Source organism: Promicromonospora vindobonensis (assembly GCF_042685865.1).
GTDB classification, from domain to species: domain Bacteria; phylum Actinomycetota; class Actinomycetes; order Actinomycetales; family Cellulomonadaceae; genus Promicromonospora; species Promicromonospora vindobonensis.
This window is the reverse complement of the sequence record NZ_JBHUOG010000002.1, coordinates 3,343,869-3,356,675: the sequence shown is the minus strand read 5'-3', so window position 1 is coordinate 3,356,675 and position 12,807 is coordinate 3,343,869. Positions and strand designations below refer to the sequence as shown.

At 70.6% G+C, this 12,807-nt stretch carries 11 protein-coding genes; all 11 read left to right on the top strand.

All coding sequences use genetic code 11. The annotated features are described in order from the left end of the window. Positions 1-68 precede the first annotated feature (68 nt). Genes ACFS27_RS28150 through nuoL form a run of 11 tightly spaced genes read left to right on the top strand, consistent with a single transcriptional unit; the run spans position 69 to position 12,806 of the window. A complete protein-coding gene (locus ACFS27_RS28150; protein WP_275006255.1) occupies positions 69-620 on the top strand; it encodes a NuoB/complex I 20 kDa subunit family protein in 552 nt (183 codons plus the stop codon). Then, a complete protein-coding gene (locus tag ACFS27_RS28145; protein ID WP_377190492.1) occupies positions 617-1,378 on the top strand; it encodes an NADH-quinone oxidoreductase subunit C in 762 nt (253 codons plus the stop codon). Before ACFS27_RS28150 ends, ACFS27_RS28145 begins: the two co-directional genes overlap by 4 nt. Further along, positions 1,375-2,730 carry an NADH-quinone oxidoreductase subunit D gene (locus tag ACFS27_RS28140; protein ID WP_377190490.1) on the top strand — a complete coding sequence of 452 codons (1,356 nt, stop codon included), beginning with the start codon at positions 1,375-1,377 and terminating at the stop codon, positions 2,728-2,730. Before ACFS27_RS28145 ends, ACFS27_RS28140 begins: the two co-directional genes overlap by 4 nt. Continuing rightward, positions 2,727-3,539 carry an NADH-quinone oxidoreductase subunit NuoE gene (gene nuoE, locus ACFS27_RS28135; protein WP_377190489.1) on the top strand — a complete coding sequence of 271 codons (813 nt, stop codon included), beginning with the start codon at positions 2,727-2,729 and terminating at the stop codon, positions 3,537-3,539. The genes ACFS27_RS28140 and nuoE overlap by 4 nt, the downstream gene beginning before the upstream one ends. Continuing rightward, positions 3,536-4,906, top strand: a complete 1,371-nt coding sequence (gene nuoF, locus ACFS27_RS28130) for an NADH-quinone oxidoreductase subunit NuoF (RefSeq protein ID WP_377190487.1) — start codon at positions 3,536-3,538, stop codon at positions 4,904-4,906. Before nuoE ends, nuoF begins: the two co-directional genes overlap by 4 nt. Further along, a complete protein-coding gene (locus tag ACFS27_RS28125; RefSeq protein ID WP_377190485.1) occupies positions 4,903-7,509 on the top strand; it encodes an NADH-quinone oxidoreductase subunit G in 2,607 nt (868 codons plus the stop codon). The genes nuoF and ACFS27_RS28125 overlap by 4 nt, the downstream gene beginning before the upstream one ends. Continuing rightward, positions 7,506-8,804, top strand: a complete 1,299-nt coding sequence (nuoH, locus tag ACFS27_RS28120) for an NADH-quinone oxidoreductase subunit NuoH (RefSeq protein ID WP_377190483.1) — start codon at positions 7,506-7,508, stop codon at positions 8,802-8,804. Before ACFS27_RS28125 ends, nuoH begins: the two co-directional genes overlap by 4 nt. Further along, the gene (nuoI, locus tag ACFS27_RS28115; RefSeq protein ID WP_377190481.1) at positions 8,797-9,723 is read left to right on the top strand and encodes an NADH-quinone oxidoreductase subunit NuoI; all 927 of its coding nucleotides are present in this window, start codon (positions 8,797-8,799) and stop codon (positions 9,721-9,723) included. The genes nuoH and nuoI overlap by 8 nt, the downstream gene beginning before the upstream one ends. Next, positions 9,720-10,562 (top strand): NADH-quinone oxidoreductase subunit J, encoded by an 843-nt coding sequence (locus ACFS27_RS28110; RefSeq protein WP_377190479.1) that lies wholly within the window; start codon positions 9,720-9,722, stop codon positions 10,560-10,562. Before nuoI ends, ACFS27_RS28110 begins: the two co-directional genes overlap by 4 nt. Next, on the top strand, positions 10,562-10,861 hold the full coding sequence (nuoK, locus tag ACFS27_RS28105) for an NADH-quinone oxidoreductase subunit NuoK (RefSeq protein ID WP_020016046.1): 300 nt from the start codon (positions 10,562-10,564) through the stop codon (positions 10,859-10,861). The genes ACFS27_RS28110 and nuoK overlap by 1 nt, the downstream gene beginning before the upstream one ends. Before the next feature lie 19 nt (positions 10,862-10,880). Beyond that, on the top strand, positions 10,881-12,806 hold the full coding sequence (gene nuoL / locus ACFS27_RS28100) for an NADH-quinone oxidoreductase subunit L (protein WP_377191209.1): 1,926 nt from the start codon (positions 10,881-10,883) through the stop codon (positions 12,804-12,806). Position 12,807 lies beyond the last annotated feature (1 nt).

The window sequence follows — 12,807 nt, the reverse complement described above, 5'->3', positions numbered from 1 at the left end:
ACTTCATGCGCGGCGCCGCCAGGTGCCGTGCAGCGACGCCGGGCTGGTCCCGGCAGCAAGGAGGGGACATGGGTGTCGAGGAAGCGCCGTCAGGTTTCCTGCTGACGACGATCGAGGATCTCGCCGGGTACCTGCGCAAGGCTTCGGTGTGGCCGGTCACGTTCGGCCTGGCCTGCTGCGCCATCGAGATGATGGCGGCGGGTGCGTCGCGGTTCGACCTCTCGCGGTTCGGCATGGAGGTGTTCCGTGCGTCGCCGCGGCAGGCCGATCTGATGATCGTGGCAGGCCGGGTGAGCCAGAAGATGGCCCCGGTGGTGCGCCAGGTGTACGACCAGATGAGCGAGCCCAAGTGGGTGCTCTCGATGGGTGTGTGCGCGTCGTCGGGCGGGATGTTCAACAACTACGCGATCGTGCAGGGTGTCGACCACGTGATTCCGGTCGACATCTACCTGCCCGGTTGTCCGCCGCGCCCGGAGATGCTGATCAACGCGATCCTCGGGCTGCACGACCAGATCCAGAACGCGCCGCTCGGCGTGAACCGGATCGAGGCGGCGCGCGCGGCGGAGGCCGCCGCGATGGAGGCAACGCCCACCTTCGAGATGAAGGGGCTGCTGCGATGAGCGACGTCACGCCGGGCGGCGACACGCGCACCACCGGCGAGGTCCAGGCACCGCAGGACGCCACGATGCTCGAGGTCGTCGAGGTGAAGCGCGGCATGTTCGGCGTGGGCGGGTCGGGCGACACGTCCGGCTACGGCGGTCTCGTCACGCCGATCGCGATGCCCGCCGCGTCGTCGCGCCCGTACGGGAGCTGGTTCGACCAGGTGATCGACGTCCTGACCGAGGTGCTGGACGAGGCAGGCGTGCCGCCGGAGCAGGCGATCGAGAAGGTCGTCGTCGACCTGCACGGCGCGGACAGCGCGGACGCGCAGCAGGCGGAGCTGACGATCGACGTCGCCCGCGAGCACCTCGTGGCCGTGTGCCAGGCGCTCCGTGACGACCAGGACCTGCGGTTCGAGCTGTCGCTCGGCGTGAGCGGCGTGCACTACCCGCACGACGCCGGCCGGGAGCTGCACGCGGTCTACCACCTGGCCTCGATCACGCACTCGCGCCGGCTGCGGCTGGAGGTCACGGCGTCCGACGAGGACCCGCACATCCCGTCGACCACCTCCGTGTACCCGTCCAACGACTGGCACGAGCGCGAGACGTTCGACTTCTTCGGGATCGTCTTCGACGGCCACCCCGCCCTGACCCGCATCGAGATGCCGGACGACTGGGTGGGCCACCCGCAGCGCAAGGACTACCCGCTCGGCGGCATCCCCGTCGAGTACAAGGGGGCCACGGTGCCCCCGCCGGACACGAGGAGGAGCTACTCATGAGCGCTCCCACTGCTGCTCCGCACGCCACCAGGCCGGCGGGCGCCGATGACACGTCGTCCACGGTGCGCGCCTTCGAGGCCTACGGTGACGGCGACTGGGACGACATCGCGCGCGAGGCGATCGGCGAGGAGCGGATCGTCGTCAACATGGGGCCGCAGCACCCGTCCACGCACGGGGTGCTGCGCCTGATGCTGGAGATCGACGGCGAGACCGTCACGGAGGCCCGCGCAGGCATCGGCTACCTGCACACGGGCATCGAGAAGAACATGGAGTACCGGACGTGGACGCAGGGCACCACGTTCTGCACCCGCATGGACTACGTCGCGCCCCTGTTCCAGGAGGCCGCGTACTGCCTGGCGGTGGAGAAGCTCCTCGGCATCACCGACGACGTGCCGGAGCGCGCCTCCGTGATCCGGGTCCTGATGATGGAGCTCAACCGGATCGCCTCCCACCTGGTCTGTCTCGGCACCGGCGGCAACGAGATGGGCGCCACCACCGTGATGACCGTCGGGTTCACCGCCCGCGAGGAGATCCTGCGCCTCTTCGAGGCCGTCACCGGTCTGCGCATGAACCACGCGTACATCCGCCCCGGCGGCGTGGCCGTCGACGTGCCAGAGGGCTTCACCACCCAGGCCCGCGCGGCGCTCAAGAACGTGCGCGGCTACCTCAAGCAGCTCACCGACCTCATGCTCGCCAACCCCATCTTCAAGGCGCGCCTGACCGGCGTCGGCGTGCTCAACCTCTCCGGGTGCATGGCGCTCGCGATCACCGGACCGGTGCTGCGCTCCACCGGCCTGCCGTACGACGTCCGCAAGGACAACCCGTACTGCGGCTACGAGACGTACGACTTCGACGTGCCCACCGCGAAGGGCGCCGACTGCTACGACCGCGTGGTGCTCCGCGTCGAGGAGTGCTACCAGTCCCTGAGGATCATCGAGCAGGCCATGGAGCGGCTCGACCGCACCGAGGGCGAGCCGGTCATGGTGGCCGACAAGAAGATCGCCTGGCCCGCCCAGCTCGCAGTCGGCGGCGACGGGCAGGGCAACTCGCTCGAGCACATCAAGAAGATCATGGGCACCTCCATGGAGGCCCTGATCCACCACTTCAAGCTGGTCACGGAAGGTTTCCGCGTTCCGGTCGGCCAGGCCTGGCAGACCGTGGAGCACCCGCGGGGCGAGCTCGGCGTGCACGTCGTGTCCGACGGCGGCACCCGCCCCTACCGCGCGCACTTCCGCGACCCCTCGTTCAACAACCTCCAGGGCGTGTCCGTGATGTGCGAGGGCGGCCAGGTGGCCGACGTCGTCGTCGCCGTCGCGTCGCTGGACCCTGTGCTGGGAGGTGTGGACCGATGACGGCAGAGCCCGTACAGACCAGGACCCGTTACGACGGGGAGACCCTGGCGACACTGACCGCCGATGCCACGGCGATCATGGCGCGCTACCCGGACCCGCGCTCCGGCCTGCTGCCGATGCTGCACCTCGTGCAGTCCGTCGACGGGTACGTGAGCAGGGACGGCATCCTCTTCTGCGCCGAGATGCTCGGCATCACGGCGGCGGAGGTCTCGGCGGTCGCCACCTTCTACACCCAGTACAAGCGGCACCCGAACGGCACCTACACCGTCGGCGTCTGCACCAACACGCTGTGCGCGGTGATGGGCGGCGACGCCATCTTCGACGAGCTGAGCGAGCACCTCGGCGTCGGGCACGACGAGACCACCGACGACGGGGCGATCACCCTCGAGCGCGTCGAGTGCAACGCCGCCTGCGACTACGCGCCCGTCGTGATGGTCAACTGGGAGTTCTTCGACAACCAGACCCCCGAGACGGCGACGGCGCTCGCGGACAAGCTGCGGCTCGGCGAGGACGTCGCCCCCACCAGGGGTGCCGCGTCGGTGTGCTCGTTCAAGCAGATGAGCCGCGTCCTGGCCGGGTTCTCCGACGGACGAGCCGACGAGGACGCAGGAACGGGCGAGCCGACGCTCGCCGGGCTGCGGATCGCCCGCGAGCGCGGCTGGACGGCCCCGGACGCCGCCGCCGCTGCGGCCGACCGGCCGGGCGAGACCATCACGGGCGAACCGGGCTCCTCCGCCGAGCGCAGGCCGACGACGCCGGCGGACACCCAGGTCGGCAAGGACAAGAAGCCAGGGGAGGACGCCAAGTGACTTCCGTCGCGACGCTCACACCGGTACTGACCGACACCTGGGACAAGGACCACTCGTGGCACCTGGCCACCTATGAGAAGGCCGGCGGGTACGCCGGTCTGAAGAAGGCGCTGAAGGCGGAGCCGGCCGACCTGGTGCAGGCCGTCAAGGACTCCGGCCTGCGCGGCCGTGGCGGTGCGGGCTTCCCCACCGGCATGAAGTGGGGCTTCCTGCCTCCGCCCGACGGCGGCCCGCGCTACCTGGTCGTCAACGCGGACGAGTCCGAGCCGGGCACCTGCAAGGACATCCCGCTCATGCTCGCGAGCCCGCAGCACCTGATCGAGGGCGTGGCCATCACGAGCTACGCGATCGGCTGCGACCACGCGTTCATCTACGTGCGCGGCGAGGTCCTGCACGTCTACCGGCGGCTGCTGAACGCCGTCGAGGAGGCGTACCGGGCGGGCTACCTGGGCAAGAACATCCAGGGCTCCGGCTTCAACCTCGACGTCACCGTGCACGCCGGGGCCGGCGCCTACATCTGTGGTGAGGAGACGGCGCTGCTCGACTCGCTGGAGGGCCTGCGTGGCCAGCCGCGGCTCAAGCCGCCGTTCCCCGCCGTCGCGGGCCTGTACGCGCGGCCCACCGTGGTGAACAACGTGGAGTCCATCGCGTCGGTCCCTGCGATCGTGGCAAAGGGCGCCGACTGGTTCTCCTCGATGGGCACGGAGAAGTCGCAGGGCCACGGCCTGTTCTCCCTGTCGGGGCACGTCACCAGGCCCGGCCAGTACGAGGCGCCGCTCGGCATCACGCTGCGCGAGCTGCTCGACCTGGCCGGTGGCGTCCGTGCGGGGCACGAGCTGAAGTTCTGGACCCCTGGCGGCTCCTCCACGCCGATCTTCACGGCCGACCACCTCGATGTCCCGCTCGACTACGAGTCCGTCGGCGCCGCCGGGTCGATGCTCGGCACGCGCGCGCTGCAGATCTTCGACGAGACGGTGTGCGTGGTCCGGGCGACGAGCAGGTGGACCGACTTCTACGCGCACGAGTCGTGCGGCAAGTGCACGCCGTGCCGCGAGGGCACGTACTGGCTCAAGCAGGTGCTGCACCGCATCGAAAATGGAGACGGCGGCGACGCCGATATTGAGTTGCTGCTCGACCTGTGCGACAACATCCTGGGCCGCGCGTTCTGCGCGCTGGGCGACGGCGCCGTCTCGCCGATCACCTCCAGCATCAAGCTGTTCCGCGACGAGTACCAGGCGCACATCGACGGGCACGGCTGCCCGTTCGACCCGAGCGCCTCGGCCCTCTTCCCGTACACCCCGAAAACTACGTCACCGGGCGCTGCATTGGTCGGAGCAGCGGGCGCCGGCGCGGGAGGTCACCGATGACCGTCACCACGAACACCTCCTCGACCGAGGCCGCACCGGTCGAGCTGGTCACCTTCACCATCGACGGCACGGAGGTGAGCGTCCCCAAGGGCACGCTGATCATCCGGGCCGCCGAGCAGGCAGGGATCCAGATCCCGCGGTTCTGCGACCACCCCCTCCTTGCGCCGGCCGGCGCCTGCAGGCAGTGCCTCGTCGAGGTCTCCATGCCGGACCGCGAGGGCAACGTCCGGCCCATGCCGAAGCCGCAGGCGTCCTGCACCATGACCGTCGCGCCCGGCATGATCGTCAAGACGCAGCACACGTCCGCCGTCGCGGACAAGGCCCAGCAGGGTGTCATGGAGCTGCTGCTCATGAACCACCCGCTCGACTGCCCGGTGTGCGACAAGGGCGGCGAGTGCCCCCTGCAGAACCAGGCGATGTCGAACGGGCGGCCGGAGACGCGGTTCACCGACGTCAAGCGGACGTTCCCGAAGCCGATCGCGCTGTCCACGCAGATCCTGCTGGACCGTGAGCGCTGCGTGCTCTGCCAGCGCTGCACCCGGTTCAGCGAGGAGATCGCCGGCGACGCGTTCATCGCGCTCCAGGACCGCGGCGCGCACCAGCAGATCGGCCGGTTCGACGAGGACGTGCTCGGGTTCGCCGGGGCGGAGTCCAGCACCGGGCCCGTCGACCGTCCGATCGGGGAGGCCACCACCGACACCTCCGGTCGGCCGTTCTCCTCCTACTACTCCGGGAACACGGTGCAGATCTGCCCGGTCGGCGCGCTCACCGGTGCGGGCTACCGGTTCCGCTCGCGTCCGTTCGACCTGGTCAGCACGGAGAGCATCGCGGAGCACGACTCCTGCGGTTCCGCGATCCGCATCGACCACCGCCGCGGCCAGGTGCTGCGCCGCCTGTCGGGCGAGGACCCCGTGGTCAACGAGGAGTGGATCACCGACAAGGACCGCTTCGCGTTCACCTGGCAGACCGCGCCGGACCGCATCACCACGCCGCTGGTCCGGGAGGGCGGGACACTGCGCCCCGCGTCCTGGGTCGAGGCCCTCGAGATCGCCGCGGCCGGGCTGGCCAGGGCCAGGCGGGCCGGCGGCGTCGGCGTGCTGCCGGGCGGCCGGCTGACCGTCGAGGACGCCTTCGCCTGGTCGCGCTTCGCGCGCACGGCGCTCGGCACCAACGACGTCGACCAGCGCGCTCGCGTGCACTCCGCCGAGGAGGCCGCTTTCCTTGCGCACGTCGTGGCCGGGTCCGGCGTCGGCGTCACGTTCGGCGACCTGGAGCAGGCGCCTGCGGTGCTGCTCGTCGGCCTGGAGGCCGAGGAAGAGGCTGGCATCACGTTCCTGCGGCTGCGCAAGGGGACGATGGGGGCCGCGAAGACGCAGGTGTTCTCGATCGCCCCCTACGCGACGCGTGGCCTGACCCGGATGGACGGCACGCTGCTGCCGGCCGCGCCGGGTACCGAGGCGGAGTGGCTGACCAGCCTGACCACGAGCCTTGCGCCCGATGGTTCGGACATCGACACCGGCGCACTGGCCCAGCCGGGCGCCGTGATCCTGGTGGGCGAGCGCCTCGCCGGGTCGCCCGGCGCCTACGCGGCGGCCCTCGGCCTTGCCGAGGCGACCGGTGCACGGCTCGCGTGGATCCCGCGCCGTGCGGGTGAGCGTGGCGGCGTCGAGGCGGGCCTGCTGCCCGAGCTGCTGCCGGGCGGTCGCCCGGTCGCGGACGCGGCCGCGCGTGCCCAGATCGCCGAGGCCTGGGGCGGGGAGGTCCCGGACACCCCGGGGCGCGACACGTCCGGCATCCTCGCAGCGCTGATGGACGGTGCGCTGGGCGGGGCGGTCGTCGGCGGTGTCGAGCTCGCCGACCTGCCCGACCCGGCCGTCGCGCGCGCGGCGCTGGACGCCGCAGGGTTCGTGGTGAGCCTCGAGGTGCGAGCCTCCGAGGTCACCGAGCGGGCCGACGTCGTGCTGCCCGTCGCGCCGCCCGTCGAGCGCGCCGGGTCGTACTGGAACTGGGAGGGCCGCGTGCGGTCCTTCGGGCAGGCGCTCGAGTCGAGCGCCCTGCCCGACCACCGCGTGCTGCACGTGCTGGCCCAGCACCTCGGCGTGGACCTGCAGGCGGCGTCGCCGACCGAGGCCCACCTCTCCATCGCGATGACGCAGCGCGGTGCCTGGGACGGCGACCGGCTGAAGGTTCAGGGCGGCACGCCCGCCGGGCCGCCGTCGGTCGGGAGCGGGCAGGCGGTGCTCGCCACCTGGCGTCTCCAGCTGGACGCGGCACGCGGCCAGGACGGCGAGCAGTTCCTCGCCGGCACGGCCAAGCTGCCCGTCGCTCGCCTGTCCGCCGCCACGGCGGCCGGCTTCGGCGTGGCCGACGGCGACGAGGTCACCGTCAGCACACAGCGCGGGGCCGTCGAGGTGCCCGCCGTGGTGACCGACGGGATGGTCGACGGCGTCGTGTGGCTGCCGCTCAACAGCGCGGGCTGCCGCGTGCACGAGACGCTCGGTGCGGCGGCCGGGGACCTCGTCACCGTTGCGCCCCACGTGTCGGACCCACAGGTCACCCGGGTGGCCCGGACGTCTGACGACTCGGAAGGGAACGCGCTATGAACCCCATGATTGTGGCGGCCGCAGCGCCGGGGGTGACCGCCGACTTCTCGCAGGAGACCATCTGGGCCTCCATCGTGAAGGCCGTGCTGATCGTGGTGTTCCTGCTGACCAGCGTGCTCTTCGCCATCTGGTTCGAGCGCAAGGTGGTCGCGCGCATGCAGGTGCGCCCCGGGCCCAACTGGCACGGGCCGTTCGGTCTGCTGCAGTCGCTGGGCGACGCCATGAAACTCCTGCTCAAGGAGGACCTCACGGTCACGCGGGCCGACCGGTTCGTGTACCTGCTGGCGCCGATGATCTCGGTGTTCTGCTCGCTGCTCGTGTTCGCCGTGATCCCGTTCGGGCCGAGCCTGTCCTTCTTCTGGACGGACTGGACCACGCCGGCGCAGCTCACCGACTTCCCGGTGGCGGTGCTGTACGTGCTGGCCGCCGCGTCGCTCGGTGTCTACGGCATCGTCCTGGGCGGCTGGGCCTCCGGCTCCACCTACCCGCTGCTCGGCGCCGTGCGTTCGACGGCCCAGGTCATCAGCTACGAGCTCGCGATGGGCCTGTCGCTGGTGAGCGTGTTCATCATGGCGGGGTCGATGTCGACGTCGCAGATCGTGGACAGCCAGACGCAGATCTGGTGGTTCATCCCGCTGGCGCCCGCGTTCGTGATCTACGTGATCTCGATGATCGGCGAGACCAACCGGCTGCCGTTCGACCTGCCCGAGGCAGAGGGCGAGCTCGTCTCCGGCTACATGACCGAGTACTCGTCGATGAAGTTCGCCTGGTTCTTCCTGGCGGAGTACATCAACATGCTCAACGTCTCCGCCGTCTGCGTGACGCTCTTCCTGGGCGGCTGGCGGGCTCCGGTGCCCGACGCGTTCCTCGGCGGTGCCCTCAACGAGGGCTGGCTGCCCATCCTCTGGTTCCTGGTGAAGCTCTGGGCCGTCATGTTCGTCTTCGTGTGGGTGCGCGGCACGCTGCTGCGCCTGCGCTACGACCAGTTCATGGTGTTCGGCTGGAAGGTCCTCATCCCGGTCGCGCTCGGCTGGGTCGTCGTGCTCGCCGTCGTGCAGTGGCTGCAGCGCGTGCAGGGCGTGACCTACCAGCAGTTCATCCCGGTGATCATCGGGGCCGCCGTCGTCTTCATAGCGATCATGTGGTTCTGGCCGGAGAAGAAGGAAGCGCCACCGGGCGCGGACACGGACAAGGAGCCTGTCGACGCCTTCGCCGGCGGGTTCCCGGTGCCGCCGCTGCCCGGCGAGAAGCTGCCCCCGTCCAAGCGGTTCGGAAAGGAGGTCCATGGTGAATGAGCACCAGGGAGGCGAGTACCAGCCCCTGCGTCCCAAGCCGGGGGCCATCGGGGAGATCTTTGCCCCTGTCGCGGGCTTCGGCGTGACGCTGTCGTCGATGTTCAAGCCCACGGTCACTGAGCAGTACCCGCGCGAGAAGGTACCGACCCAGCGCCGGTTCCACGGTCGCCACCAGCTCAACCGGTACGCCGACGGGCTGGAGAAGTGCATCGGCTGCGAGCTGTGCGCCTGGGCGTGCCCGGCGGACGCGATCTACGTGGAGGGCGCGTCCAACGCGGCCCTGCCGCAGAACGCCGGCCTCCAGGTGAACGCGGACGACTCGCAGGGGGCGCACATGAGCCCCGGCGAGCGGTACGGCTCCGTCTACCAGATCAACTACCTGCGCTGCATCTTCTGCGGGCTGTGCATCGAGGCGTGCCCGACGCGCGCGCTGACGATGACGAACGACTTCGAGCTGGCGGGCAAGACGCGGGCCGGCATGATCTACGAGAAGCAGGACCTGCTGGCCCCGCTCTCCGAGGGCATGCTGGCGGCGCCCCACCCCATGGTCGAGGGCTCGACGGACACCAACTACTACAGCGGTGACGTCCTGGGCCCGACGGCGGCGCAGGTCGACTGGGTCCGCGAGCACCGGCCGGACGACCCGACGCTGGACGCGGCCGAGGCCGTGGCATCCGGCAAGGCGCCGGCTCCCACGCAGAGGCAGCACGAGGTGCGCCCGGACGAGGGTCCCGGCGCGGCCGAGAAGTCGGCCGGTGCTGCGGCCGTCGGTTCGGTGCGGGTCCTGGCCGACGGTTCCCAGGTGGACGCGGTCGAGACCGGCGCGCGTGCGACCAGCGAACCCGGCTCGACGTCGGCAGCGGACCTCACCGCAGGGGCCTCGACCGGCCCGGGCACCGGCACGGAGGTGAGGGCATGACCCCCGCCGGGCTGGAGATCTCGGGCGGCGAGACCGTCCTGTTCTGGGTGATCGCCCCGCTCATGGTCCTCGCCGCGCTGGGCCTGCTGTTCGTGAAGCGGGCAGTGCACGCGGCGATGTGCCTCGTGTTCGTCATGGTCAGCATGGCGATCCTGTACATCGCGCAGGAGGCGCCGTTCCTCGGCGTCGTCCAGGTCGTCGTGTACACGGGCGCCGTGATGATGCTCTTCCTGTTCGTGCTGATGCTCGTCGGCGTCGACGCGTCCGACTCCCTCACCGAGACCATCCGGGGGCAGCGCTGGATCGGCGTGCTCATCGGCATCGGCCTCGCGGTGATCCTCGGTGGCGTGGTGGCGAACGCGACGTTCCCGCCCGCCGCTGGCCTCAACGGGGGCGACCCCGGTGGCGTGGCCAACCCGCAGGCGCTGGCCCGCGTGCTGTTCGGCGACTACGTGCTGGCCATGGAAGCCGTCGGCGTGCTGCTCGTGACGGCGGCGGTCGGCGCGCTGGTGCTGACGCACCGCCGCCGGCTCACGCCGAGGCAGACGCAGGAGTCGGTGGCCGACAAGCGCATCAAGGCGCTGCCGGACGGCGTGGTGCTCACCCCGCTGCCGCCTCCCGGCGTCTACGCCCGGTCCAACGCGATGGACACCCCGGCGCTCGGCCCGGACGGCGAGCAGGTGCCGCAGTCGGTGTCGCGTGTGCTGCGTATCCGTGGGCAGGAGCGGCCGGCGCCGGAGGGCCCTGCGGTAGTGGTATCGACACGCTCGACCCCCGGGGAGACGAGCCCGACCCGCGCGGCGGCCGGCTCGACCCCTGAGTCGGAGAGGGACGTCTGATGGACATCACCAACTACGTGGTCCTTGCCGCGGTCCTCTTCGCCATCGGGGCGACGACCGTGCTGCTGCGCCGCAACGCGATAGTCGTGTTCATGGGCGTGGAACTCATGCTCAACGCGACAAACCTCGCCTTCGTCACGTTCGCCAGGATGCACGGCGACCTGACGGGCCAGGTGCTCGCCTTCTTCGTCATGGTCGTCGCCGCCGCCGAGGTCGTCGTCGGCCTCGCCATCATCGTGACGATCTTCCGCACCCGACGCTCGGCCTCGGTCGACGACGTCAACCTTTTGAAGGGCTGAGGGGGAGACAGTGAACGACGTGATCGGGCTCGCCCCCTGGCTGGTCGGCATCCCGCTGATCGGCGCAGCGATTCTGCTGCTGGGTGGCAAGGCCACCGACCGCTGGGGCCACTGGCTCGGGGTGGCGGCCTCTGCCGCCTCCGGAGTCATCGGCTTCATCCTGATGTTCCGCATGATCGGCACGCCGGCCGAGGAACGTTCCATCGACCACCACCTGTGGACCTGGTTGTCCGCCGGCGGCCTGGACGTGGACCTCGGCCTCCGGCTGGACCCGCTGTCCCTGACGTTCGTGATGCTCGTGACCTTCGTGGGCACGCTCATCCACGTGTACTCGGTGGCCTACATGGACCACGACCCGCACCGGCGTCGGTTCTTCGGCTACCTGAACCTGTTCGTCGCGGCCATGCTCACGCTGGTCCTCGCCGACTCCTACCTGCTGCTCTTCGTGGGCTGGGAGGGCGTGGGTCTCGCGTCCTACCTGCTCATCGGCTTCTGGGACACCGGCCGTCCCAGCGCCCGGGAGAACGCGGTGGCGGCCAAGAAGGCGTTCGTCATGAACCGCATCGGCGACATGGGCCTCATCGCGGCGATGGCGCTGCTGTTCGCGGGCACAGGCGCCCTGGACTTCGGCACCACCCTGTCCGACGACGCCGTCGGCTCGCTCTCCCAGGGCACCGCCACCGCCGTCGGCCTGTGCCTGCTGCTCGCCGCGTGCGGCAAGTCGGCGCAGTTCCCGCTGCAGGCCTGGCTGGGCGACGCGATGGCCGGCCCGACGCCGGTCTCCGCGCTCATCCACGCCGCCACGATGGTCACGGCGGGCGTCTACCTCATGGTGCGTTCCGGCCCGATCCTCGAGGCGGCGCCGACGGCGCAGCTCGTCGTGGTGATCGTGGGAGCCGTGACGCTGCTCTTCGGTGCCGTCGTGGGTACCGCGAAGGACGACATCAAGAAGGCGCTGGCCGCCTCCACGATGTCCCAGATCGGCTACATGATGCTCGCGGCGGGCCTCGGCCCGGCCGGGTACGCGTTCGCGATCTTCCACCTGCTCACGCACGGCTTCTTCAAGGCGGGGCTGTTCCTCGGCGCCGGCTCGGTGATGCACGCGATGGGGGACCAGACCGACATGCGGCGCTTCGGCGGGCTGTCGCGGTTCCTGCCCATCACCTGGATCACCATGGGCCTCGGCTGGCTGGCGATCCTCGGTATCCCGCCGTTCTCCGGCTTCTGGTCGAAGGACGGGATCATCGAGGCAGCGTTCATCCCCGTGGACGGGCAGCCGTGGCGCGCGTGGGTGTTCGGTTCGGTCACGGTGCTCGGCGCCGCGATCACCGCCTTCTACATGACCCGCCTGTTCTTCATGACGTTCGGCGGACGTCGTCCGCGCTGGACGGAGAACCAGCACCCGCACGAGGCCTCGCCCCTGATGTGGTGGCCGCTGGTCTTCCTCGGCGTCGGCTCGGCCGCGCTGGGTCTGGTGCTCGGCTTCGGCGGGCGGTTCGTCACGTGGCTGGAGCCGGTGGTAGGGCACGCCGAGCACCACGAGCCAGTGCTTCCCGTGCCCGTGATCATGGGCGTCACGATCCTGGTCGTCCTGATCGGGGCCGCGCTGGCCTTCCGCATGTACGCGGTCCAGCTCGTGCCGGAGGAGGCGCCGCGCGGCTCCTTCCTGACCCGGGCGGCCCGCAAGGACCTGTACCAGGACGCCGCGAACGAGACGCTCGTGATGAAGCCAGGCTTCGGGGTGGCCCGCCTGGTCCAGGTCGGCGACCGTGACGTCGTCGACCGCGGCTGGAGCCTCCTGCCCCAGTCGCTGTCGTGGTTCGGCGCGGTGTTCCGGAAGGCGCAGAGCGGTTACGTCCGCTCGTACGCGGCCGGCATGGCGGGTGGCGTCCTCGTGATCGCCGTCGTCGCGTGGCTCGTCGTCGGCCTCGGTGGTGCCCAGTGAT

Bases quoted from the DNA above. Each gene is read 5' to 3' on its own strand.
- ACFS27_RS28150 (WP_275006255.1), top strand. From the start codon at position 69: ATGGGTGTCGAGGAAGCGCCGTCAGGTTTCCTGCTGACGACGATCGAG.
- ACFS27_RS28145 (WP_377190492.1), top strand. From the start codon at position 617: ATGAGCGACGTCACGCCGGGCGGCGACACGCGCACCACCGGCGAGGTC.
- ACFS27_RS28140 (WP_377190490.1), top strand. From the start codon at position 1,375: ATGAGCGCTCCCACTGCTGCTCCGCACGCCACCAGGCCGGCGGGCGCC.
- nuoE (WP_377190489.1), top strand. From the start codon at position 2,727: ATGACGGCAGAGCCCGTACAGACCAGGACCCGTTACGACGGGGAGACC.
- ACFS27_RS28125 (WP_377190485.1), top strand. From the start codon at position 4,903: ATGACCGTCACCACGAACACCTCCTCGACCGAGGCCGCACCGGTCGAG.
- nuoH (WP_377190483.1), top strand. From the start codon at position 7,506: ATGAACCCCATGATTGTGGCGGCCGCAGCGCCGGGGGTGACCGCCGAC.
- ACFS27_RS28110 (WP_377190479.1), top strand. From the start codon at position 9,720: ATGACCCCCGCCGGGCTGGAGATCTCGGGCGGCGAGACCGTCCTGTTC.
- nuoK (WP_020016046.1), top strand. From the start codon at position 10,562: ATGGACATCACCAACTACGTGGTCCTTGCCGCGGTCCTCTTCGCCATC.